The organism is Variovorax sp. KBS0712, assembly GCF_006323185.2.
Lineage (GTDB): Bacteria > Pseudomonadota > Gammaproteobacteria > Burkholderiales > Burkholderiaceae_C > Variovorax > Variovorax boronicumulans.
Genome location: NZ_VCCD02000001.1, coordinates 2904274 through 2927800, shown reverse-complemented (window position 1 = coordinate 2927800; position 23527 = coordinate 2904274). Strand labels below are relative to the sequence as shown.

The following is a 23527-nucleotide window of genomic DNA, read 5'->3' as shown; positions in this document are numbered from 1 at the left end:
GTCGATTCTATCGACCGACCCTCTGGAGAGCCCCTGTCTATAACCGCAGGAGCGCGGGCAGTTTTTTCGCTGTCACGCAGCCAGCACGAGCTGCACGCTGCGGATGCCCAGCCAGGTCAGCACCAGCGAGCCGCACAGGTGCAGCAGGCCGGTGCCCAGCGCCAGCAGCGGTCGTCCACCGAGCAGCAGCGCGACCACTTCGGCCGAGAAGCTCGAGAAGGTCGTGAGTCCGCCGAGGAAGCCGGTGATGAGCAGCAGCCGCCACACCGGGTCGAGCTGCGGCAGCGCCTGGAACACGGCCACCGCCACGCCGACGAGGTAGCCGCCGACGAGGTTGGCGGCCAGCGTGCCATAGGGCACGGGGCCGCCGGTGTTGAGCCACAGGCCCAGGCCCCAGCGGGCGAGGGCGCCGCACGAGGCGCCCACGCAGATCGCTAGAACCGGCAATAGAGGAGGCATCCGTTCCCTTGTCGTCGTCGCACTGTCATTTCTCCTTGCCCATCACCAGGTCGGGCAGGATCGTGACGATACCCGGGAACAGCGTGATCAGCGCGATGCACAGCACGAGGCAGAAGAAGAACGGAATGGCCGCCCTGGCGATCACGTTGCTGTCTTTTCCGGTCATGTTCTGCAGCACGAACAGGTTGAAGCCCACCGGCGGCGTGACCTCGGCGATCTCGACCAGCAGCACCACGAAGATGCCGAACCAGACCAGGTCGAAGCCCGCCTTCTGGATCATCGGCAGCACCACCGCGCTGGTCAGCACGATCATCGAGATGCCGTCCAGCGCCGTGCCCAGCACGAGGTACACCACCACCAGCGCGCCGATCAGCGCATAGGGCGACAGGTGCATGCTGTCGACCCACTCGGCCAGCTCGCGCGGGATGCCGGTGAAGGCCATGGTCTTGGTCAGGAACGCGGCCCCGGCCAGGATGAACATGATCATGCAGCTGGTGCGCGTGGCCCCCATGATCCCGTCCTTGAAGTTCTGCCAGGTCAGGCTCTTGCCGTAGGCCGCAATCGCCAACGAGCCCAGCACCCCGAAGGCCGCGCACTCGGTGGCCGTGGCCCAGCCGGCCACCAGCACCCAGACGATGAACACGATCAGCAGCGCGCAGGGAATGAGGTTGCCCGACAGCCGGATCTTCTCCATGAAGGTGGTCGGCGGGTCGGCCGGCGGCACCTGGTCGGGGTGGCGCAGGCTCCACCAGCCGATGTAGCCCGAGAACAGCAGCATCAACAAAAAGCCCGGCAGGAAGCCGGCCAGGAAGATGCGGATGATCGAGGCGTCGGCCGCCACCGCGTACACCACCATGGTGATCGACGGCGGAATCAGGATGCCCAGCGTGCCGGCCGTGGCCAGCGAGCCGATGGCCAGCTTCTCGTTGTAGCCGCGGCGCTTGAGCTCGGGCAGCGCCACCTTGGCGATGGTGGCGCAGGTGGCGGCAGAGGAGCCCGAGACCGAGCCGAACACGCCGCAGCCGAGGATGGTGGTGTGCATGAGCCGGCCGGGCACGCGGTTCAGCCACGGCCTCAAGCCTTCGAACATCTCCTCGCTGAGCTTGGTTCTGAACAGGATCTCGCCCATCCAGATGAACAGCGGCAGCGCCGCCAGCTCCCAGCTCGCATTGCTTTCCCAGAAGGCCGAGAACAGGTTCTTGCCGGGCAGGGTGTTGGTGAAGAAGGCCTGGCCGACCCAGCCGACGATGGCCAGGGTCATGGCGATCCAGACGCCGCCGGCGAGCAGCAACAGCATGATGCCGAGCAGCAGCGCGCCCATCAGAAGGGTTTCGAGCATCGGGTGTCTTGGTTGTTGTTGTCGTTGCCGATCAGACGTCGGAAGAGAAGTCGCCCGCAGCATGGCGCTCTTCGACGGCGCGCTGGTAGCTGGGCTTCTCGCCGCGCACCACGCCGACGAGTTCGTCGACCATGGCGATCAAGAGCAGCCAACAGCCGATCACGAAGCTCGACTGCGGAATCCAGATCGGGATCACGAGCAGGCCCGTGGCCATCTCCTTGAACTCGTAGCTCTCGTACGTGAAGCTGGTGGCCCAGTAAGTCAGGTAGGCGACCGAGACGGCGGCGACCAGCAGGCAGGCCACGTCGAGCACGCGGCGCACCTTGGGCGGCACGGCATCGAGCAGCAGCGTGACGCGCACGAAGTCGCCGTGGCGAAAGGCGTGCGCCATCGCGAAGAAGGCTGCCGCCGCGCACAGCCAGGCCACCGCGTCGTTGAGTCCGCTCACGTGCCAGTTCATCTGCCGGCCCACACCGGCCACGATCATCAGCACGAAGATCAGGAACACGCAGAACGCACCGAGCGCGCCTGCACCGTTGTACAGGCGGTCGAGGAAGCGCCTCACGGCTTACTTCTTCTTGTAGGCGTCGACGATGGCGGCGCCATCGGCACCGGCGGCCTTGAGCCAGTCGGCCTGCATGATGCCGCCGACCTGGCGCATGTCGGTGTCCAGCTTGGGCGAGGGCTTGTGGATCTTCATGCCGCGCTCGGCCAGCAGGCGCTTGTACTCGTCGTTCTTCTCCTGCGCGACCTTCCAGCCGCGTGCTTCGGCATCGGCTGCGGCCTTGGTGACGGCGGCCTTGCCGGCGGCGTCGAGTGCATCGAAGGCCTTGGCGTTCACGAGGATCGCGTTCTTCGGAATCCAGGCCTGCGTGTCGTAGAAGTTCTTGATGTGCTCGAAGGTCTTGGTGTCGTAGCCGGTGGAGCCCGAGCTCATGTAGCTCTCGATCACGCCGGTCGCCATGGCGGCGCTCAGTTCAGCCTGCTGGATCTGCACCGGCTGCGCGCCGATGAGTTCGGCGATCTTGGCGGTGGCCGGACTGTAGGCGCGCCACTTGATGCCGCGCAGGTCGGCCACCGAGCCGATCTCCTTCTTGGTGTAGATGCCCTGCGGCGCCCATGGCACCACGAACAGCACCTTGATGCCCTGCGCGGCCAACAGCTTGTCCATCGCAGGCTTGGAGGCGTCGTAGAGCTTGCGGGCCTCGGGATAGGTCGTCGCCAGGAAGGGCACGCCGTCCAGCGCGTAGATCGGGTTCTCGTTGGCGTAGTTGGCCAGCAGGATCTCGCCGGCCTGGGCCTGGCCGCTTTGCACGGCGCGCTTGATCTCGGGTGCCTTGAACAGCGACGCGTTGGCATGCACCGTGATCTTCAGCTTGCCGCCGGTGGCCGCGTCCACGTCCTTGGCGAACTGCGTGATGTTCTCGGTGTGGTAGTTGGTCGCGGGGTAGGCGGTGGGCAGGTCCCACTTGGTTTGCGCGAAGGCGGCGGCGCCAAGGGTGAGGCCCGCCAGGGCAATGCCGAACTTGTGATTCATGGACGCGCTCCGGAATGTAGTCAAAGCTGAATGAAAGAAAAGCATACGTGCAAATTCCGGGCCATTCGCTGAGGCATTTCCCTGCCATGTGGTGTCGATGCGGCACCCGGCGCGGGCATGAAAAAACCGCCTCGGGGGCGGTTTCTTCGTTTCAGGGCGAGGTCACTGCTTGGCGGGTTTCGCCTCGGCCACCTTGGCGGCCTTGCTTGCCTTGGCCGGGGCCGCCGCGCCGTTGAAGCTCTGGCCGTTGACCGTCAGGCCCTCGGCCGACAGCTTGGCCGCGCTCTTTTCCTTCACGCCCTTCACGCGCTGCATGAGGTCGGGCCAGTCCTTGAACTCGCCTTCCTTGCGGGCGTCGAGGATGCGCTTGGACAGCGAGGGGCCGACGCCCTTGAGGCCGTCGAGGTCGGCGGCGCTGCCCTTGTTGGCGTCGACGGCGGCGAACGAGACGGCCGCGAAGCACATGGCGAGCGTGGCGATGACTTTCTTGAACATGGTGAAAACTCCCTCTTCAATCGTTGGTATGGCTATGCCGACAGGAATATCGGCTTCGGCTCAACGAGAGGGCGCGCGCGGCAGTTGACGCGAAAACGGGGCCCGCGGCCCCGTGTGACGATTGTTCTGAACCGTGGTCAGAGTTCTTCCACGCGCCGCGGTGGATAGCTGTCCCAGGCCTGGCAGCCAGGGCAGTGCCAGAAGTACTGGTGCGCCTCGAAGCCGCAGGCCGCGCAGCGGTAGCGCATGAGCGGCCGGGTCGCCTGGTCGAGCGCGCGTTGCACCTGCGGGTGGAACTGCTCGTGCTCGAAGCGCTCGCCGGCGAGCCAGCGCGACGCCGCGACGAGCGAGGGCTGGTGCGCGAGGTGGGCGATGTAGCCGTCGCGCGGCGTGGGGGCTTCGGTGGGCGCGTCCGATGGCGTGGCGTCGGGTGTGCCGCCGAGCGCGATCATCGCTTCGAGCACGTCGATCGACGGCGACTCGGCATAGCGCCGCTGCAGCAGCGCCAGCGCCTCGCCTTCGCGCTGCGCGGCCACGGCGGCCTTCTGCAGCGACGCGGCGTACAGCGGCAGCGCCAGCGGCGCCGTGTCGCTGAGCCCTTCGAGCGTGTCGAAGGCCGCGGCGGGCTTCGCCGTTGCGCAGCTGCAAGGTGGCGGTGTCGATGGCCGGGCGCGGTGCCTGCGGTGCCAGGGCGCGGGCCTGCGTGAGCAGGTCGCTGGCGCCCTGCAGGTCGCCGGCCGCGACGCGTTCGTTGGCCTGCTCGCACAGGTGGTGGGCGCGGCGCGTGCTGTAGCTCGCCTGGTCGGACTCGTCGAGCTTCTGCGCCACGTCGGCGGCCTGCGCCCATTCGCGCGAGCGTTCGTAGATGGCCAGCAGCGCGAGGCGGGCCTCGTTCTCGTAGCGCGTACCTTCGAGCTTCTGCAGCGCCGCTTCGGCGCGGTCGAGCAAGCCGGCGCGCAGGAAGTCTTGTGCCAGCGCGTGCTGCGCGCGCTCGCGGTCGGCACGGCTCAGGTCGCCACGGCCCAGCAGGTGCTCGTGCACGCGCACGGCGCGCTGGTACTCGCCGCGGCGACGGAACAGGTTGCCGAGCGCGAAGTGCAGCTCTTGGGTGTCGGGGTCGTTCTGCACGGCCTCGATGAAGGCGTCGATGGCCTGGTCCTGCTGCTCGTTGAGCAGGAAGTTCAGGCCGCGAAAGTAGGCCTTGGGCGCCTGCCGGTTCTCGAGCTTGAGCTGGCGGATGTCGAAGCGCGATGCGAGCCAGCCCAGCACGAAGGCGACGGGCAGGCCGATCAGCAGCCAGCTGGGATCAAAGTCCATGTTGACGTACGGCGGGAAGGTCGGTGGCGGAGATGGACGGCGTTGCCGCGGAGGCGGTCGCAGTGGCCAGCGGTGCGGGCGAGGGGGCTTCGGTGGTCGCAGGCACTTGCGCCGCGGCGGCGCGGTGTTTCCACCAGCCGGGCAGCATGCCCAGCGCGCCGACCACGAGCCCGCCGGCAAAGGCCGCGAGCACGACGAGCACCAGCGGCGCGCGCCAGTGGGTTCCGAAGAAGAAGTAGACGGTCGCGTCGTGCTGGTTGTTCAGCGCGAAGGCGAAGAGCGTAAAAAAAATGGCTGCCTTGAGCAGCCACAGGAGGTACTTCATAGCTGTTCCCGTTGCCGGTGGATTATTGCTCGCCCCCAGGCTGCGCGCACTTCGTGTCGCTTCGCCAACCCCCTACCGGGGGCGGGCCGGCCGCTTCGGGCGGCCGTGCGCGGCGGCCCCCTGGAAGGGGCCGGAGCGATTGTCACCGGAGTTGGCCTTGGGCTTCCTTGCCTGCATCGAGCTCGGCGGTCTTCGCGTCGACGGCTTCGCGCAGCGCCTTGCCCGGCTTGAAGTGCGGCACGCGCTTCTCGGGAATCTGCACGCTCTCGCCCGAACGCGGGTTGCGGCCGATGCGCGGCGGACGGCGGTTGACCGAGAAGCTGCCGAAGCCACGGATCTCGATGCGATGGCCGCGCACCAGCGCGTCGCTCATGGCGTCCAGGATGGTCTTGACGGCGTATTCGGCATCGCGGTGCGTGAGCTGCGCGAAACGGGCGGCGAGTTCTTCGACGAGGTCTGAGCGGGTCATAGGCCAAACATAAACGAAAAACGTGGACGAAAAAAAAGACAGAGCGGCCCCGGGGGCCTGCCTCTGTCTTCGGACTCAGCTTACTTGTTGTCGCTGTTGTCGAGCTTGGCGCGCAGCAGGGCGCCCAGGCTGGTCGTGCCCGCGTTTTCGCGTGCCGACTGCTGGCTCAGGCTGGCCATGGCGCCTTGTTCGTCGACCATGTCCTTCTGCTTGATCGACAGCTGGATGTTGCGGGTCTTGCGATCCACATTCACCACGATGGCCGTGACTTCGTCGCCTTCCTTGAGCACGTTGCGGGCATCTTCGACGCGGTCGCGCGAGATTTCCGAAGCACGCAGGTAGCCGATGATGTCTTCGCCGAGGTCGATTTCAGCGCCGCGGGCGTCCACGGTCTTGACCTTGCCGGTCACGATCTGGCCCTTGTCGTTCACGGTGGTGAACGTGGTGAACGGATCGCTGTCGAGCTGCTTGATGCCCAGCGAGATGCGTTCGCGGTCGACGTCGACAGCCAGCACGATCGCTTCGACTTCCTGGCCCTTCTTGTAGTTGCGAACGGCGGTTTCGCCGGTTTCGTTCCACGAGAGGTCCGAGAGGTGAACCAGACCGTCGATGCCGGCAGCCAGACCCACGAACACGCCGAAGTCGGTGATCGACTTGATCGGGCCCTTGACGCGGTCGCCACGCTTCGTGTTTTGAGCGAACTCTTGCCACGGGTTGGCCTTGCACTGCTTCATGCCCAGGCTGATGCGGCGCTTGTCTTCGTCGATTTCCAGGACCATGACTTCGACTTCGTCGCCCAGCGAGACGATCTTGTTCGGAGCGATGTTCTTGTTGGTCCAGTCCATTTCGGAGACGTGCACCAGGCCTTCGATGCCGGGTTCGAGTTCGACGAACGCGCCGTAGTCGGCAATGTTCGTGACCTTGCCGAACAGGCGGGTCGATTGCGGGTAGCGGCGCGAAACGCCCATCCAGGGGTCGTCACCCATTTGCTTGAGACCCAGCGAGACACGGTTCTTTTCGGTGTCGAACTTGAGGATCTTGGCGGTGATTTCCTGGCCGGCCTGAACGACTTCGCTCGGGTGGCGGACACGGCGCCATGCCATGTCGGTGATGTGCAGCAGGCCGTCGATGCCGCCGAGGTCCACGAACGCACCGTATTCGGTGATGTTCTTGACCACGCCGCGCACGACTGCGCCTTCCTTCAGGGTTTCCATCAGCTTGGCGCGTTCTTCGCCCATGCTGGCTTCGACCACGGCACGGCGCGACAGCACGACGTTGTTGCGCTTGCGATCGAGCTTGATGACCTTGAATTCGAGGGTCTTGTTCTCGTACGGGGTCAGGTCCTTGATCGGACGCGTGTCGATCAGCGAACCCGGCAGGAACGCGCGGATGCCGTTGACCAGGACGGTGAGACCGCCCTTGACCTTGCCGCTGGTGGTGCCGGTGACGAAGTCGCCCGATTCCAGGGCCTTCTCGAGGGCGAGCCACGAAGCCAGACGCTTGGCGGTGTCGCGCGAGAGGATGGTGTCGCCGTAGCCGTTTTCAACGCTGCCGATGGCAACGGAAACGAAATCGCCGGCCTGGACTTCGAGTTCGCCCTTGTCGTTCTTGAACTCTTCGATCGGCACATACGCTTCGGACTTCAGACCGGCGTTGACGACGACGTGGTTGTGTTCGACGCGCACGACTTCGGCGGTGATGACCTCGCCGCTGCGCATTTCGGAACGCTTCAGGGACTCTTCGAATAGGTCGGCAAAAGATTCAGACATTTATGGTTCCTTCCGTCAGGCAGGGTTGGCAGGCGCTCTTGCGAAATTGCGTGCGGCTGCTGTGGGTCTGTAGACGGCGGTTAGGTTGTGGGCGTGAGCCCGGTTGGTTGAACAACCAGCAGGCCGGTGCGCTGTCGCGCGGAAGGAGTCTGCTGGAGCGGTAGGCGCCACCCGGAACACCCGGGAGACGCAAGCCTTTCAAGCGGACTTGAAAGGCTGCACTTCAATCCGCTCAAGCGGACTTGAACGGTTGAATTTCTTGCCACCAGTTCAACACCGTGTCGATCGAGCGTTCGATGGACAGCTGGGAGTTGTCGAGGTGGCGAGCGTCCTGCGCCGGCTTCAGAGGGGCGACGCTGCGGGAAGAGTCCCGGGCGTCACGTGCTTCCAAGTCGGAGCGAAGACTGTCGAGTGTAGTCGAAATACCCTTTGAAATCAACTGCTTATGCCGCCGTTCGGCGCGCTGGGCGGCACCCGCCGTGAGGAACACCTTGAGCGCTGCGTCGGGGAAGATCACGGTGCCCATGTCGCGCCCGTCGGCCACGAGGCCGGGCAGGCGGCGAAAGCGGTGCTGCAGGTCTTGCAGCGCCTCGCGCACGGCCGGCAGCGCGGAGACGCGCGAGGCGTCCATGCCGGCGGCTTCGGTGCGGATGTCGTCGCTCACGTCTTCGCCGGCCAGCAGCACCTTGCCCTCGGTGAACTGCAGGGGCAGGGCGGCGGCGAGGGCGGCGATCTGCGCTTCGTTCGCGGCGTTGGCCTCCAGGCTGGCGCGGCGGGCGGCAAGCCCGGTCACGCGGTACAGCGAGCCCGAATCGAGGTAGTGGTAGCCCAGCAGGCGCGCCACCTCGGCGGCCAGCGTGCCCTTGCCCGAGGCGGTCGGGCCGTCGATGCAGATCACGGGCACTTCGGCGGCCTCGGCCACCGAGAACAGGGTCTCGAAGTAGTCGGGGAAGGTCTTGGCGACGCAGTGCGGCTCGAGGATGCGCACCGGCACGCCGGCCGGGTTGAAGGCCGCGAGCGAGAAGCACATGGCGACCCGGTGGTCGTCGTAGGTGCGGATGCTGGCGGGCCGCCAGCCGGCGGCGGGCAGCGGGTGGATGCGGATGAAATCGGGCCCGGCCTCGACCGTGGCGCCGAGCTTTTGCAGCTCGTTCGCCATGGCGTCGATGCGGTCGGTTTCCTTCACGCGCCAGCTCGCGATGTTGCGCAGCGTGGTGGGACCGTCGGCGTACAACGCCATGACGGCCAGCGTCATGGCGGCGTCGGGGATGTGGTTCGCATCGAGGTCGATGGCTTTCAGGGGCCAGGCGCCGCGCCGGATTTCGAGCCAGTTCGGGCCGCTGTCGACCCGCGCGCCCATCTGCTGGGCAGCGTCGATGAAGCGGATGTCGCCCTGGATCGAGGCCGCGCCGACGCCTTCGATGCGGATGCCGTTCTGGCCCGAGACACCCGTCGCAATGGCGCCGAGCGCTATGAAATAGCTAGCAGAGGAGGCGTCCGCCTCGACGTGGATCTCGCCCGGCGAGCTGTAGCGGCTGCCGGCGGGGATGGTGAAGCGCTCCCAGCCGTCGCGCTGCACCGTGATGCCGAAGCGCGCCAGCAGGTTCAGCGTGATCTCGATGTAGGGCTTGGAAATCAGCTCGCCGACGACCTCGATCACGATGTCGTTGGCTGCTGCGAGCGGCAGCGCCAGCAGCAGGGCGGTCAGGAACTGGCTCGACACGTCGCCGCGCACGCGGATCGGTGCGCCGAGCGCCAGTTCGTCGTGCGACACCGGGTGGATGCGCAGCGGCGGGTAGCCGGGGTTGCCGAGGTAGTCGATGCGGCAGCCGAGTTGCGTGAGGGCGTCGACCAGGTCGCCGATCGGGCGCTCGTGCATGCGCGGCACGCCGCTGAGTTCGAACTCGCCACCGAGCAGCGACAGCGCCGCCGTCAGCGGACGCATGGCGGTGCCGGCATTGCCCAGGAACAGCGGCAGCAGCGTCGCGCCGAGCGACGGCGGCAGCTGGCCGCCCAGGCCCGTGATGCGCAGCGAGGCGCCGGCCGGCTCGATGCCGCAGCCCAGCGCGCGCAGGGCGTCGAGCATCACGCGCGTGTCGTCGGAATCGAGCAGGTCGTGGATCGTGGTGGTGCCGCTGGCGAGCGCAGCCAGCAGCAGCACGCGGTTGGAGATGCTCTTGGAGCCCGGCAGCCGGACCGTGCCGGCGGCGCCCGCGAGGGGGGGGAGGTCGAGGAAGGCGGTCGAGAACATGTCAGCTGTCCTGCTGGGCCAGAGCGTCGGTGCTCGAATTCGGTCTCCAGGCGGCGCGTGCCTTGCTGGCGGCGGCGATGGATTGCTCCAGGCCCTGCAGGTCGCCGGCGGTCATCAGCGTCTCGAGGTCTTCCAGCGCCTTGCGGAAGGCCTGCGACTGTTGCAGCACCTGCTCGCGGTTGGCGAGCAGCACGTCGCGCCACATGACGGGGTCGCTGGCGGCGATGCGCGAGAAGTCGCGAAAGCCCGGCCCTGCCAAGCTCAGGAAGCGGTCGCCCTGCGGCTGGCCGGTGAGCGCGTTGGTGTAGGCAAAGGCCAGCAGGTGCGGCAGGTGGCTCACGGCGGCGAAGGCGGCGTCGTGTTCTTCGTGCGTCATGGTGACGACGTTGGCGCCGATGCCACTCCACACCTGCGAGGCGCGCTGCACGTTCGAGCGCAGTGTGGTCTTGACCGGGGTCAGCACAACCTGGCGGCCGGTGAACAGCGAGGCTTCGGCGTGCTCGATGCCGGAGACTTCCTTGCCGGCGATCGGGTGCGCCGGCACGAAGCTGGCGAACTGCTTTTGCAGGCCGTTGCGCGCGGCCTCGATCACGTCGCCCTTGGTCGAGCCCACGTCCATCACCAGCGTGTCGGCCGAGATGCCGTGGCGGATGGCCTTGAAGGTGGCTTCCGAGGCGGCCACCGGCACAGCCAGCAGCACGATGTCGGCGCCCGACACCGCCAGCAGCGCCGAGGGCGCCGCCACGTCGATCACGCCGAGCTGGCGCGCCCGTTCGGTGGTGGAGGGCGACTTGCTGTAGCCCACCACGCGTTTCACCAGCTTCGCGCGCTTGAGCGCGAGCGCAAAGGAGCCGCCCATGAGGCCGCAGCCGATCAATCCCAGTTGCTCGAACATCGCGTCGGTCCGTTCGGCTCAGGCTTTGATCGGGTAGGCGCCGAGCACCTTGTAGAAGGCGCAGAGGCCGCGCAGTTCGGCCAGCGCCGCCGCCACGTTGGGCTGCGAGGGGTGGCCGTCGAGGTCGATGTAGAAGTAGTACTCCCACTGGCCGGTGCGCGCGGGGCGCGACTCGAAGCGCGTCATCGACACGTTGTTGGCCTTCAGGGGCACCAGCAGGTCGTGCACCGCGCCGGGGCGGTTGGGCACCGAGACGATCAGGCTCGTGCAGTCCTTGCCCGAGGCCGGGGGCATGGCCAGCGTCTGCGGCAGGCAGATCACCGAGAAGCGGGTGCGGTTGTACGAATCGTCCTGGATGGCGTGCGCCACGATGTGCAGGCCGAAGCGGGTGGCGGCGCGTTCGCCGGCCAGCGCGGCCCAGGCCGGGTTGGTGGCCGCGAGGCGTGCGCCTTCGGCGTTGCTCGACACGGCGCGCCGCTCGGCGTTGGGCAGGTGCTTGGACAGCCAGGTCTGGCACTGCGCCAGTGCCTGCGGATGGGCCAGCACGGCCTCGACGCCTTCGAGCGAATTGCTGCTGCGCATCAGGTGGTGGCGCACCAGCAGGCTGACTTCGCCGACGACATGGGTGGGCGAGTGCAGGAACAGGTCGAGCGAGCGCGTGACCACGCCTTCGGTCGAGTTTTCGACGCCGACCACGCCGTACTGGGCGCTGCCCGCGGCGGTGGCGTGGAACACCTCGTCGAAGCTGGCGCAGTAGATCAGGTCGGCGGCGCCGCCGAAGTACTCGATGGCGGCCTGTTCGCAGAAGGTGCCCTCGGGGCCGAGCACGGCCACGCGTTGGGGCGATTCGAGCGCCAGGCAGGCCGACATGATCTCGCGCCAGATGGCCGCGACATGGAGGTCCTTGAGCGGACCGCCATTGCTTTTCTGCATCTTGTCGATGACCGCGGCGACGCGGTCGGGGCGGAAGAAGGGCGTGCCTTCGCGCTTCTTGACCTCGCCGACCAGCTCGGCCACATGGGCGCGCTCATTGAGCAGGCTCAGCAGCCGTTGGTCGAGGGAGTCGATCTGCACGCGCAGACCGGCCAGGCTTTCGGAATTGTCGGGGGTGGTGGGTGGTGTGGGGGCAGAGGCGGTCATCGGTGCGAGCAACAGGGCATGCGCCTACGCATGCGATCGCTCGAATTCTCTCATGTAGGCCACCAAGGCCTGCACCCCTGCCAGCGGCATGGCGTTGTAGATGCTCGCGCGCATGCCACCGACCGACTTGTGGCCCTTGAGCTGCAGCAGCCCGGCTTCGCGCGCGCCGGCCAGGAAGGCCTCGTTGCGCCCCTCGTCGGCCAGGAAGAACGGCACGTTCATGCGCGAACGGCAGTTGGCGTCGATGCGGTTGGCGTAGAAGTCGGAGCCGTCGATGAAGTCGTACAGCAGCTTCGCCTTCTCGACATTGCGCTGCTCCATGGCGGCAACGCCGGTGAGCGCGCCCTCGGTCTGCTGCAGCAGCCACTGGAACGTGAGCCCTGCCATGTAGATGCCCCAGGTCGGCGGGGTGTTGTACATGGAGTGGTTGTCGGCCACGGTCTTGTAGTTGAACGCGCTCGGGCAGATCTCGAGCGCGTGCCCCAGCAGGTCGTCGCGCACGACCACGATGGTCAGGCCGGCGGGGCCGAGGTTCTTCTGGGCGCCGCCGAAGGCCAGGCCGACGCGGCTCCAGTCGACGCTGCGCGAGGCCACGTGGGAAGAAAAATCGATGACCAGCGGCGCTTTGCTGCCGAGCGCGGCCAGGTCGGGCAGTTGCTGGAACTCGATGCCGTTGATGGTCTCGTTGCTGCACACGTGCACGTACGAGGCATCAGAGGACAGCTGCCAGCTCGCGGGCTCGGGCAGCTTCGTGTGCTGGTTGTCGGCGTTGCTGGCCGCCACGCGGGCGGTGCAGTAGCGCTGCGCTTCCTTGTGGGACTTGGCGCTCCAGCTGCCGGTGACGACGAAGTCGGCAACGCCGCCGCGCGACAGGTTCAGCGGCACGATGGCGTTTTCGCCAAGACCGCCACCCTGCATGAACAGGATGTGAAAGTGCGAGGGGATGGCCAGCAGCGTGCGGATGTCGGCTTCGGCCTGGGTGCAGATGGCGCCGAATTCCTTGCCGCGATGGCTCATCTCCATCACGCTCATGCCGCTGCCCTGCCAATCGAGCATCTCGGAAGCGGCGCGTTGCAGCACCGCCTCCGGCATGGCAGCCGGACCGGCCGAAAAGTTGTAGGGGCGCTTGCCGGCCGGCGTCTGCTGCTGGGTCACGTTGCTTTACTTCTTGGCGGGAGCCTTGGCGGCGGGCGCCTTGGCGGGAGCTGCTGCGCCGTCGGTCGGAGCACCGAGGGCCTTGGCGACGTTGGTGTCGAGTGCGCGCATCTTGGGTTCGATGGTGGCGCGGGTTTCGGTCACCAGCTTTTCCGTCAGAGCGGTCTGCATCTTCGGGTTCAGTTCCTGGTACTTCTTGCTCAGGGGCGAGTTGATCCAGGCCAGCAGCTGCTTGAGTTCGTCTTCGCTGAAGTTCTGCTCGAGGATGGGCGTGAGGGCGCCAGGGGCGATCTGCACGGCCTTGTCGCGCACCAGCGGGTAGGCGTCGTCGAAGTACTTCTTCAGCTCGGCGTCAGCGGCCTTGGCGGCGGATTCGCGCTTGGCTTCGGGCACCTGGGTCTGCAGGTACTGCGAACCGGCTTGCGCGATGGGGGCGCTCGACTGCTCGATCAGGCCGCGTGCCAGCGACTCGATGCCGGGGCGCTGAATCTCGATGAACTGCTTGATCAGCGTGGCCTTGTCCTGGGCCATGGCGGCCATGGACGAGCCGGCGAGGGCAGCGGTCAGGAGTGCGAGCTTGAGTTGTTTTTTCACTGAGGATTCTCCGTTGAAGATGTGGAAGTGTCGTCTGCGTCCGGCTCACCTTCGCCGTTCGCGTCGTTTTCGACGATGCGTTGAAGCCCGCTAAGTTTGGCGCCTTCGTCGAGCCCGATCAGCGTGACGCCTTGCGTCGCCCGACCCAGTTCGCGAATCTCGGCCACACGGGTGCGCACGAGCACACCCTTGTCGGTGATGAGCATGATCTCATCGTCCGCATGAACGAGCGTGGCGGCAACGACCTTGCCGTTGCGCTCACTCTGTTGAATCGCGATCATGCCTTTGGTTCCGCGGCCATGACGCGTGTATTCGGTAATGCTTGTGCGTTTTCCGTAACCATTTTCGGTGGCCGTGAGCACGCTCTGCTGCTCGTCCTCGGCCACCAGCATGGCGATCACGCCCTGGCCGGGCTCCAGCGACATGCCTCGCACGCCGCGGGCGTTGCGGCCCAGCGGGCGGACGTCTTCCTCGTCGAAGCGCACGGCCTTGCCGTTGTCGCTGAAGAGCATCACGTCGTGCTTGCCGTCGGTGAGCGCCGCGCCGATGAGGTAGTCGCCTTCATCGAGGTTCACGGCAATGATGCCGCCCTTGCGGGGGTTGCTGAATTCGTCGAGCGCGGTCTTCTTGACCGTGCCCATCGAGGTCGCCATGAACACGTACTGGTCGGCCGGGAAGTTGCGCTTCTCGCCGGTGAGAGCGAGGGCGACGTTGATCTTCTCGCCTTCCTGCAGCGGGAACATGTTGACGATGGGGCGTCCGCGCGAGCCGCGCGAACCCGCCGGCACTTCCCACACCTTGAGCCAGTACAGCCGGCCGCGGTTGGAGAAGCACAGGATGTAGTCGTGCGTGTTGGCGATGAAGAGCTGGTCGATCCAGTCGTCGTCCTTCGTGGACGTGGCCTGCTTGCCGCGCCCGCCGCGCTTTTGCGCGCGGTACTCGCCCAGCGGCTGGCTCTTGATGTAGCCGCTGTGCGAGAGCGTGACGACCATGTCGGTCGGCGTGATCAGGTCTTCGGTCGAGAGGTCGTAGGCACTGTGCTCGACCAGGCTGCGGCGGGCGCCGATCTTCGACTGGCCGAACTCCTGCTTGATCTCGCCGAGTTCGTCGCCAATGATGATCGAGACGCGCTCGGGCTTGGCCAGGATGTCGAGCAGGTCGTCGATCTCGGCCATGACGTCCTTGTACTCGGCAACGATCTTGTCCTGCTCCAGGCCGGTCAGGCGCTGCAGACGCATCTGCAGGATTTCCTGCGCTTGCGTTTCCGACAGGCGGTACAGGCCGTCGCCGCCCATGCCGTACTCGCGCTCAAGGCCTTCGGGGCGGTAGTCGTCGGCGTTGATCACGCCGCCGTCGGCGCGCGAACGCGTGAGCATTTCGCGCACCAGCTTGCTGTCCCAGCTGCGGGTCATGAGCTCGGCCTTGGCGACCGGTGGGGTGGGCGACTCGCGGATGATGCGGATGAACTCGTCGATGTTGGCCAGCGCCACCGCCAGGCCTTCGAGCACGTGGCCGCGTTCGCGGGCCTTGCGCAGCGTGAAGACGGTGCGGCGCGTGACCACTTCGCGGCGGTGCTGCAGGAAGACTTCGATCAGGTCCTTCAGGTTGCACAGCTTGGGCTGGCCGTCGACCAGCGCCACCATGTTGATGCCGAAGGTGTCCTGCAGCTGGGTCTGCTTGTAGAGGTTGTTGAGCACCACCTCGGGCACTTCGCCGCGCTTGAGTTCGATCACGAGGCGCATGCCCGACTTGTCGGACTCGTCCTGGATGTGGCTGATGCCTTCGATCTTCTTCTCGTGCACCAGCTCGGCCATGCGCTCCTGCAGCGTCTTCTTGTTGACCTGGTAGGGGAGCTCGTCGACGATGATCGCCTGGCGCTGGCCGCGGTCGATGTCCTCGAAGTGGCACTTGGCGCGCATCACCACCTTGCCGCGACCGGTGCGGTAGCCGTCCTTCACGCCGTTGATGCCGTAGATGATGCCGGCGGTGGGGAAGTCGGGCGCCGGCACGATTTCCATCAGTTCGTCGATGCTCGCCTGCGGATTGCGCAGCAGATACAGGCAGGCATCCACCACTTCATTCAGGTTGTGCGGCGGGATATTGGTGGCCATGCCGACCGCAATACCGCCGGAGCCATTGACCAGCAAATTCGGCAGCTGGCTGGGCAAAACTTTCGGTTCTTTTTCGGAGCCGTCGTAATTGTCCTGAAAGTCGACAGTTTCCTTGTCGATATCGGCCAGCATTTCGTGCGCAATTTTGGCCAGCCGGATTTCCGTATAACGCATTGCGGCGGCGTTGTCGCCGTCGACCGACCCGAAGTTGCCCTGGCCGTCGACCAGCATGTGGCGCATCGAGAAGTCCTGGGCCAGCCGGACGATGGTGTCGTAGACCGACTGGTCGCCGTGCGGGTGGTACTTACCGATCACGTCGCCGACGATACGGGCCGACTTCTTGTACGGCCGGTTCCAGTCGTTGTTGAGCTCGTGCATCGCGTACAGCACGCGCCGGTGCACCGGCTTGAGGCCGTCGCGGGCGTCGGGAAGCGCCCGGCCGACGATCACGCTCATGGCGTAATCGAGGTAGCTGCTGCGCATTTCCTCTTCGAGACTGATGGGCAGGGTTTCTTTGGCGAAGGAGGTCATGAGCAAGAGGCTGGCGGCAGGAAGGCGAAATTTTACGCTGTGAGGGGTGTCGCACCGCCGCAACACAAGGGCTCTATTCCGCCTCCGTCCTACGCTTCAGGGGCGTCCAGCGGCCTGTTTGCCAAAGACCCTATGGCACAATCGTCTCAACGTTTTGGGTGGTGGTCACTTAAAGCGTCCTTGATTCGCAGCGCGGCTGCGGCTTTTTCCCCAAGAGGAGAACCATGAAGAAACTGAATAAAGTGGCGATGATGTTTGCAGTCGCTGCGCTCGCCACTGCCGCCGGCGCGCAGACCCGTGTCACCGCTGCGAACGGCGGTCCTACGATCGACAACTGGCAAAACGGCACCGGCGAACTGGTCTGGAAGAACGGCACGAATGAACTGTGCTGGCGCGATGCCAACTGGACGCCCGCAACGGCTGCCGCCGGTTGCGACGGCGCTCTGGTTCCGGCTGCTCCGGCTGCTGTGGCTCCCACGCCTGGCGCTCCGGTCGCTCCGCCTGCCGCACAAGTCGCTGCTTCGAAGGTCACCTTCGCTGCTGACGCCTTCTTCGACTTCGACAAGTCGGTGCTGAAGCCCGAAGGTCGCGCCAAGCTGACCGACCTGGTCGAGAAGATCCGTGGCGTGAACCTCGAAGTCATCATCGCTGTGGGTCACACCGACTCCATCGGTACCGACGCCTACAACCAGCGTCTGTCGGTGCGTCGCGCCGAAGCCGTCAAGGCCTTCCTGGTCTCGAAGGGCATCGAACGCAACCGCGTCTACACCGAAGGCAAGGGCGAGAAGCAGCCTGTGGCTGACAACCGCACCAAGGAAGGCCGCGCCAAGAACCGTCGCGTGGAAATCGAAGTGGTTGGCACCCGCGCCAACTGATCGATCGATTCCATCGACGAATGAAAACCCCGCCTCGGCGGGGTTTTTTTATGCCTGCCGTATTTGCGGCTGTGCCCGATGCAAGCCCATTGCGTTCGAGCCGGGCTTTGCTCGCTTCATAATTGCCCCATGACAGAAAACGTGAATGCAGACCCGGCCGAACTGGCCAAGTTTTCGGAGCTCGCACACCGGTGGTGGGATTTGGAGAGCGAATTCCGCCCGCTGCACGAAATCAATCCATTGCGACTGGAATGGATTGACGGCATTGCGCCTATTTCGGGCCAGCGCGTGGTCGATATCGGCTGCGGCGGCGGCATCCTGGCCGATTCGATGGCGCGCAAGGGCGCCGACGTGCTGGGCGTCGACCTCGCGACCAAGGCGCTCAAGGTCGCTCAACTGCACGCCCTCGAAGCGGGGACGCGCGGCGTCAAGTACCGCGAAATCAGTGCCGAGGCGCTGGCGGCCGAGCAGCCCGGCAGCTTCGACGTGGTCACCTGCATGGAAATGCTGGAGCACGTGCCCGATCCGGCGTCGGTGATCCAGGCCTGCGCCACGCTGGTAAAGCCGGGCGGCTGGGTGTTCTTCTCGACCATCAACCGCAACCTGAAGTCCTTCATGCTGGCGATCGTGGGCGCCGAGTACGTCCTGGGCATGCTGCCGCGCGGCACGCACGAGTACCCCAAGCTGATCCGCCCCAGCGAACTGGCCGGCTACTGCCGCGCCGCCAGCCTGGACCTGCGCCACACCCGCGGCATGGAGCACAACCCGCTGACCCGCCGCTACTGGCTCAGCGCCGACACCAGCGTCAACTACCTCTTCGCGACCCAGAGGCCGGCGCTGCCGGAGGCGCAGGGATGATGAAGATCGGGAGCACGACCACACAGGCCATCCTGTTCGACCTCGACGGCACGCTGATCGACAGCGCGCCCGACCTGGGCGCGGCGGCCGACAAGATGCGCACCGACCGCGGCCTGGCGCCTTACCCGCTGGAGCGCTACCGCCCGATGGCCGGCGCCGGCGCGCGCGGCATGCTCGGCATCGCCTTCGGCATCACGCCCGAGGCGCCGGAGTTCGATGCGCTGCGCGAGGAGTTCTACGTCGGCTACGAGCGCCGCATGCTGCTCAACACCCTGGTGTTCGACGGCGTGGCGCCGCTGATCGAGGCGATCCGCGAGCGCGGCCTGCGCTGGGGCGTGGTCACCAACAAGTCGGCCCGCTTCACCGAGCCGCTGACCGCTGCGATGCCGCTCTTCGCGAGCGCGGGCGCGATCGTGAGCGGCGACACCACACCGTTCGCCAAGCCGCACCCCGAGCCGCTGCACGAGGCGGCGCGTCGCCTCGGCGTGGCGCCCGAGGCCTGCATCTACGTGGGGGACGACGAGCGCGACATCATCGCGGGCCGCGCCGCAGGCATGGGAACCGTGGCGGCCACCTACGGCTACATGGGTTCTCAGGCCGATGCGGCGCTGTGGAAAGCCGATGCCTCAATCTCTTCGCCCCTGGAGCTCTTGAAGTTACTCAATAGCGCCTAAAATGAGTCGCTTGGGGCTGCACTGGTTTCGACGTGGGTTCGGAGTCGCAGCGGGGCATGTCGAGCTGAATGCGCTCGTAAAACAGATTCAAACAAACTAACTGCAAACGACGAACGTTTCGCACTCGCTGCTTAATTGCCAGTGAGCCTTGCAACAGTTGGCCGATGGGCTGGGCAAGGGGGTCTGGAGCAATCCTGACCTCCCGGCTGCAAGGATAATTACATGGGCTGGCTCCGATCCGGGTACCTTGGGTCGGGGCGAGAAAATAGGGTGCTGGCGTCCGGTTTAGCGTGTGACTGCGCGACTCCGGAAGCGAGACTCAAATCAGATCACTACACATGTAGAACTGCGCGATGAAGGCTTGCGGACGGGGGTTCAAATCCCCCCAGCTCCACCACACAACGACCTAGGGCGTTCACTGAAGTTCAGTGAACGCCCTTTTTCTTTGGCGAAGCGGCCATCGGTCGCACGAAGACGTTCGACAAGATTTGCTTGCAGCGCGGCTCGCGGTTCTTGCACGGGCCGTTGCCACGCTTCTAGGCCGAGAGCTGAACACGAGCAAGTTCGCCAAGACGCCGAACCCCCGTGTCGATCCGTTCGCTCCAGGTGCTGCCGGCGCTCAAGCGCAGGCAGTTCCGGAAGCGGCGGCTGGCGGAGAACACGTCCCCCGGCGCGAAGCAGATGCCGTGCGCCAGCGCTTCATCGAACAGCGCCCGCGAGTCGAACCCTCTGGGCAGTTCGACCCAGAGCGCGAATCCGCCCATCGGCCGGCTGACGCGCGTCTGCGGCGGAAAGCTTGCTTCGATGGTGCGGGTCATGCGCAGCAGGTTCTCTTCGAGCACGCGACGCAGCCGGCGCAAGTGCGCGTCGTAGGCGCCGCTGGCCAGGAAGTCTGCGAGCGCGACCTGCGGGAGGACAGGGTTGCAAAGACTGAAGGCCAGTTTGCGGTCCAGCACCTGTTGCGCAAACCCGCCCGGCGCGATCCAGCCCACGCGGTACCCGGGCGCCAGGCTCTTCGAGAACGAGCCGCAGTAGATCGTGCGGGCGCCGCCATCGAGCGCAATGAACGGCTTCGGCCGCTCGCGCGTGAAGTGGATGTCGCCGTAGACGTCGTCCTCGATCAGCGGGACGTCATGCTGCGCCAGCAGCGCCAGCAGTTCGCGCTTGCGTGCCTCGGGCATCAGCGAGCCCAGCGGGTTGCTGAAGCTCGACGACAGCATGCAGGCCGCCACCCGCTCGGTGTCGAGCAGCCGGGCGAGCGCGTCGACGTTGACGCCGCGGGTCGGATCGGTGGGAAGCTCCAGCGCCTTCAGGCCCAGCACCTCGAGCGTGTGCAGCAGCCCGAAGTAGGTGGGCGATTCGACCGCGACGGTGTCGCCCGGCCTGGCAACGGCGGTCAGTGCGAGGGTCACCGCTTCCGTGCAGCCGTTCGTGATGATCACGTCGTCCGGCGACAGCACATGCCCGACGCGCATCGCCCGCCGGGAGATTTCGCGGCGCAGTTGCGGATCGCCGCGCGGCGACCCGTAGACGTTGTGGCGTGCACCGTGCTGGCGTGCGGCACGCGCCATCGCCAGGTCGAGCCGGTTCGATCGCAGCACGGCCGCGTCCGGCACGGCGCAGCCCAGCGGCACGAGTGCCGAGTTGGAGGCGTGCTCCAGCAGCACGACCACGGCGCCGCTGATGGACACCGTCGATGCCTTCGAGCGCAGGCGTGACGTGGACGGCAGTGCAAGCGTTCCACCCTGCGTGGCTGCCACATAGAAGCCCGACTGCGGCCGCGCCACCAGGATGCCGCGGTCTTCCAGCAAGCGGTAGGCCTGCAGCACGGTCGAGATGCTGATGCCGTGCTGCTCGCTGATGGTGCGCACGGACGGCAGACGCATGCCGGGTGCCAGCGTGCCGTTGTCGATCGTGCCGAGGATCAGGTCCGCGAGCTGCTCGTAGCGATGGGTGGTGGCTGCGTCCATGGGGCGATTGTCCGCGAACCGGCCCTGGAAGGCGCTCCAACTGTACTGGTCGAATCAGCTGGAAATTGTGGCTGTTCCGATGGCCCGGCGATCCCTAGGATTCGTGTTTTCTTTGACATCCGACACGCCCCGACGCAGGTCTCTGACCGCACGGGGCGTCCCGCGGACCCCTGCAAGGTGGAACGAATGACAGTGCATGAAGAGAAGAAAGTGGCGACGACCTGGCGAGGCCGGTTTCCTTACAACGAGATCATTTCCCTGCTCGACGTGAACCGACCATTCAACCTGGCGGAGAGCACGTCGCAAGACCTCACGGTCGGGGACGTGCTGGACATGGCCGGGCTCGAGACGCTGCGCAGCCTGAAGCTGGGCTACGGCCGGTCTGCCGGCGCGGCCGAGCTTCGCGAGGAGATCGGCAAGGCCTGCAACGTGCCCGCCGAACAGGTCGTCACGACGCAGGGGACGGCCCTGGGCCTGTTCCTGCTGGCCTTCGAGGTCTGCCGTCCCGGCGACGAAGCGGTGCTCGTGACACCGTGCTTTCCGCCGAGCCGCGACTGCCTGCTCGGCGCGGGCGTCGATGTTCGCGAGATCAGGCTGACCTTCGAGACCGGCTACCAGCTGGACCTGGATGAACTCGCAGCCCGCCTGTCACCGAAGACCAAGCTGGTCAGCCTGGCTTCGCCGCAGAACCCCAGCGGCGTCCGGGCGTCTCGCGCAGTCGTCGAAAAGCTCCTCGCGCTGCTGGAGCAGCGGGCGCCGCAGGCCATCCTCTTCATCGACGAGACCTATCGCGAGGCCACCTACGGCGACAAGCCTGCGCCCGACAGCTTCGCCGGGCTGCATCCGCGCATCGTCACGGGCGGCTCGGTGTCGAAGGCGTTGGGTGCGCCGGGCTTGCGCACGGGCTGGCTCACCGTGCCGGACGCCGACCTGCGGTCGCGCCTGGTCGTCGCCAAGCTGAACACCGTGATCTGCGGCCCGGTGCTGGACGAAGCGTTGGCCACCGCGCTGTTGCGCCATCGCGAACGCGTGCTGGCACCGCGCCGCCGGCTGCTCGCCGAAGGGCTCGCGGAGCTGGCCGCCTGGTGCGAGGCCGAGCACCTGCGCATCGAATGGGTCCGACCGGAGGGCGGCGCCTTGTGCTGCCTGCGCCTTCGCGCCGACACGTTCGACACCGCCGCCGTCTCGCGGTTCTGGGACTTGCTGCCCCGGCACGACCTGCAACTGGCGTCGGGCGCCTGGTTCGGCGAGAGCGACCGCGTGTTCCGGCTGGGCTTCGGGTACCTGCCGCCCGGACGCCTGGGCCCCGCGCTGTCCGCGCTGTCGACGGTGCTCGATGCCGCCATGGCCCCGTGAGCGCGCGGCAAGGCGCGTTCGATTCAACTTTCATTCAAGGAGAAACCATGCAGATCCAGCGCTACGACACCAACCCACGCATGAGCCAGGCCGTGGTCTGCGGTGGGTTCGCGTTCCTGGCCGGGCAGGTCGCCGACGACACGAGTCAGGACGTGAAGGGCCAGACGGCACAGATCCTCGCCAAGATCGACGCGCTGCTGGCCAGGCTCGGCAGCGACAAGACCCGGATTCTGTCGGCCAGCATCTGGCTGGCGAGCCATGCGTCGTACGACGAGGTGAACGAAGTCTGGGATGCCTGGGTTCCCGAAGGCGAGGCCCCTGCGCGTGCCTGCGTCGAGTCGAAACTGGCGTTTCCGCAGTACACCGTCGAGATCGGCGTTATCGCCGCGGTGTAGCCGATGCGCCGCCGCTCATGCCCCAACTGGAGCCCCGCATGAAACGATCCCATCGCTACACCGTGGTCGACGTGTTCACCTCGCGACCACTGGCAGGCAACCCCGTGGCCGTCGTGTTCGACGCCGACGGCCTGGACACCGAGGCCATGCAGTCCATCGCGCGCTGGACCAACCTCTCCGAGACGACCTTCGTCCTGCCACCCACGACGCCTGCGGCCGACTACCGCCTGCGGATCTTCACGCCGCGCAGCGAGCTGCCCTTTGCCGGACATCCGGCGCTCGGCAGCGCGCATGCCGTGCTCGAAGCAGGGCGGGCCACGCCACGCGAAGGCGGCCGGTTGGTTCAGCAATGCCACATCGGCCTGGTCGATGTGGCGGTCGAGGAGGGCGCCGAGGGTCGCCAGCTCGCGTTCGCTTCGCCGTCCGCGCAGATCGAGCCGCTGCCGGCTGCCGACGTGGCAGAGCTCGAACGCATCCTGGGATGCGCGCTGAACCGCGAGGCCGCGCCGGCCATCGTGAACGTGGGGCCGCGCTGGGTCATCCTGCCGCTGAACGACGCTGCCACCGTGCGCGAACTGCAGCCCGACGTCGCCAGGCTGGCCGCGTTCGAACGCCGCCTGGCCATCACGGGCGTCACCGTCTTCGGCCGCTACCCGCAAGGCGATGTGGCCATCGAAGTGCGCACCTTCGCGCCGTCGTGCGGGGTCGAGGAAGACCCGGTCTGCGGAAGCGGCAACGCCAGCGTGGCGGCCTTTCAGTGGGAGCGCGGCCTGCTGCCCGCGGGCGGCACGGCGTACGTGGCCGCCCAGGGGCGCTGTGTCGGACGGGACGGGCGCGTGAAGGTGCAGGTCGACGCGGACGGCCGGGTCCGCGTCGGCGGATCGTGCATCACCTGCGTGGAGGGCGTGCTTGCGCTGTAGGCCCCGCCCGCCAGATCGCTCAACGCAACAGGCTTCGCGCCACGACGAGGTCCGCCGAAGTCTCGTCGCCCGCCGCGATGACATGCGGGCGC

Annotated in this window: 21 protein-coding genes, 1 other RNA gene and 1 pseudogene; 7 read left to right on the top strand and 16 right to left on the bottom strand. The window is 66.6% G+C overall.

The features are described 5' to 3' along the window. Window positions 1-72 precede the first annotated feature (72 nt). The 15 genes and pseudogenes from crcB to gyrA form a co-directional block, all read right to left on the bottom strand. Window positions 73-459: a fluoride efflux transporter CrcB gene (crcB, locus tag FFI97_RS13535; RefSeq protein WP_070063999.1), complete on the bottom strand. Its 387-nt coding sequence runs from the start codon at window positions 457-459 to the stop codon at window positions 73-75. 25 nt (window positions 460-484) lie between these two features. Continuing rightward, window positions 485-1798: a TRAP transporter large permease gene (locus tag FFI97_RS13530; protein WP_175497132.1), complete on the bottom strand. Its 1314-nt coding sequence runs from the start codon at window positions 1796-1798 to the stop codon at window positions 485-487. A gap of 31 nt (window positions 1799-1829) precedes the next feature. After that, window positions 1830-2363, bottom strand: a complete 534-nt coding sequence (locus tag FFI97_RS13525; RefSeq protein ID WP_062468676.1) for a TRAP transporter small permease — start codon at window positions 2361-2363, stop codon at window positions 1830-1832. A 3-nt stretch (window positions 2364-2366) separates the two neighbouring features. Further along, window positions 2367-3335, bottom strand: coding sequence for a TRAP transporter substrate-binding protein (locus FFI97_RS13520; RefSeq protein WP_062468673.1), 969 nt, complete (start codon window positions 3333-3335; stop codon window positions 2367-2369). A 162-nt stretch (window positions 3336-3497) separates the two neighbouring features. Next, window positions 3498-3830: a ComEA family DNA-binding protein gene (locus tag FFI97_RS13515; RefSeq protein WP_062468671.1), complete on the bottom strand. Its 333-nt coding sequence runs from the start codon at window positions 3828-3830 to the stop codon at window positions 3498-3500. A 137-nt stretch (window positions 3831-3967) separates the two neighbouring features. Beyond that, window positions 3968-5147: pseudogene (gene lapB / locus FFI97_RS13510) on the bottom strand (lipopolysaccharide assembly protein LapB). Beyond that, window positions 5137-5472 (bottom strand): lipopolysaccharide assembly LapA domain-containing protein, encoded by a 336-nt coding sequence (locus FFI97_RS13505; protein ID WP_062468665.1) that lies wholly within the window; start codon window positions 5470-5472, stop codon window positions 5137-5139. Before FFI97_RS13505 ends, lapB begins: the two are co-directional and overlap by 11 nt. Before the next feature lie 142 nt (window positions 5473-5614). Then, entirely contained in the window at window positions 5615-5941 is a 327-nt protein-coding gene (locus FFI97_RS13500; RefSeq protein ID WP_070064000.1) for an integration host factor subunit beta, read from the bottom strand. Between the two features lie 80 nt (window positions 5942-6021). Beyond that, window positions 6022-7710 (bottom strand): 30S ribosomal protein S1, encoded by a 1689-nt coding sequence (gene rpsA, locus FFI97_RS13495; protein ID WP_062468664.1) that lies wholly within the window; start codon window positions 7708-7710, stop codon window positions 6022-6024. Window positions 7711-7942: 232 nt separating this feature from the next. Next, window positions 7943-9961: a bifunctional 3-phosphoshikimate 1-carboxyvinyltransferase/cytidylate kinase gene (locus FFI97_RS13490; protein ID WP_139705134.1), complete on the bottom strand. Its 2019-nt coding sequence runs from the start codon at window positions 9959-9961 to the stop codon at window positions 7943-7945. A 1-nt stretch (window position 9962) separates the two neighbouring features. After that, a complete protein-coding gene (locus tag FFI97_RS13485) occupies window positions 9963-10856 on the bottom strand; it encodes a prephenate dehydrogenase (RefSeq protein WP_139705136.1) in 894 nt (297 codons plus the stop codon). An 18-nt stretch (window positions 10857-10874) separates the two neighbouring features. Beyond that, the gene (gene pheA, locus FFI97_RS13480; protein ID WP_062468655.1) at window positions 10875-11996 is read right to left on the bottom strand and encodes a prephenate dehydratase; all 1122 of its coding nucleotides are present in this window, start codon (window positions 11994-11996) and stop codon (window positions 10875-10877) included. A 24-nt stretch (window positions 11997-12020) separates the two neighbouring features. Then, on the bottom strand, window positions 12021-13151 hold the full coding sequence (gene serC, locus FFI97_RS13475; protein WP_139705138.1) for a 3-phosphoserine/phosphohydroxythreonine transaminase: 1131 nt from the start codon (window positions 13149-13151) through the stop codon (window positions 12021-12023). A gap of 6 nt (window positions 13152-13157) precedes the next feature. After that, window positions 13158-13745: a DUF2059 domain-containing protein gene (locus FFI97_RS13470; RefSeq protein ID WP_235926701.1), complete on the bottom strand. Its 588-nt coding sequence runs from the start codon at window positions 13743-13745 to the stop codon at window positions 13158-13160. Next, window positions 13742-16387, bottom strand: coding sequence for a DNA gyrase subunit A (gyrA, locus tag FFI97_RS13465; protein WP_062468652.1), 2646 nt, complete (start codon window positions 16385-16387; stop codon window positions 13742-13744). The genes FFI97_RS13470 and gyrA overlap by 4 nt, the downstream gene beginning before the upstream one ends. Before the next feature lie 224 nt (window positions 16388-16611). Here gyrA and ompA point away from each other — a divergent pair, with 224 nt between their 5' ends. The 4 genes from ompA to ssrA all read left to right on the top strand — a co-directional run bounded on the left by ompA (window position 16612) and on the right by ssrA (window position 19191). Further along, window positions 16612-17262, top strand: coding sequence for an outer membrane protein OmpA (ompA, locus tag FFI97_RS13460; RefSeq protein ID WP_062468651.1), 651 nt, complete (start codon window positions 16612-16614; stop codon window positions 17260-17262). A gap of 129 nt (window positions 17263-17391) precedes the next feature. Beyond that, window positions 17392-18120 (top strand): bifunctional 2-polyprenyl-6-hydroxyphenol methylase/3-demethylubiquinol 3-O-methyltransferase UbiG, encoded by a 729-nt coding sequence (gene ubiG / locus FFI97_RS13455; RefSeq protein WP_139705140.1) that lies wholly within the window; start codon window positions 17392-17394, stop codon window positions 18118-18120. Beyond that, window positions 18120-18794 carry an HAD family hydrolase gene (locus tag FFI97_RS13450; protein ID WP_185993610.1) on the top strand — a complete coding sequence of 225 codons (675 nt, stop codon included), beginning with the start codon at window positions 18120-18122 and terminating at the stop codon, window positions 18792-18794. Before ubiG ends, FFI97_RS13450 begins: the two co-directional genes overlap by 1 nt. Window positions 18795-18806: 12 nt before the next feature. After that, window positions 18807-19191, top strand: a transfer-messenger RNA (tmRNA) gene (ssrA, locus tag FFI97_RS13445). Between the two features lie 139 nt (window positions 19192-19330). On the opposite strand, the gene FFI97_RS13440 is transcribed toward ssrA, so the two are convergent. Next, the gene (locus FFI97_RS13440) at window positions 19331-20764 is read right to left on the bottom strand and encodes a PLP-dependent aminotransferase family protein (RefSeq protein WP_139705142.1); all 1434 of its coding nucleotides are present in this window, start codon (window positions 20762-20764) and stop codon (window positions 19331-19333) included. A gap of 186 nt (window positions 20765-20950) precedes the next feature. Here FFI97_RS13440 and FFI97_RS13435 point away from each other — a divergent pair, with 186 nt between their 5' ends. Genes FFI97_RS13435 through FFI97_RS13425 form a run of 3 tightly spaced genes read left to right on the top strand, consistent with a single transcriptional unit; the run spans window position 20951 to window position 23435 of the window. After that, window positions 20951-22120, top strand: coding sequence for a pyridoxal phosphate-dependent aminotransferase (locus FFI97_RS13435; RefSeq protein ID WP_139705144.1), 1170 nt, complete (start codon window positions 20951-20953; stop codon window positions 22118-22120). 47 nt (window positions 22121-22167) lie between these two features. Beyond that, window positions 22168-22515 carry a RidA family protein gene (locus tag FFI97_RS13430; protein ID WP_139705145.1) on the top strand — a complete coding sequence of 116 codons (348 nt, stop codon included), beginning with the start codon at window positions 22168-22170 and terminating at the stop codon, window positions 22513-22515. 38 nt (window positions 22516-22553) lie between these two features. Next, window positions 22554-23435 (top strand): PhzF family phenazine biosynthesis protein, encoded by an 882-nt coding sequence (locus FFI97_RS13425; RefSeq protein ID WP_139705147.1) that lies wholly within the window; start codon window positions 22554-22556, stop codon window positions 23433-23435. Window positions 23436-23527: the final 92 nt, after the last annotated feature.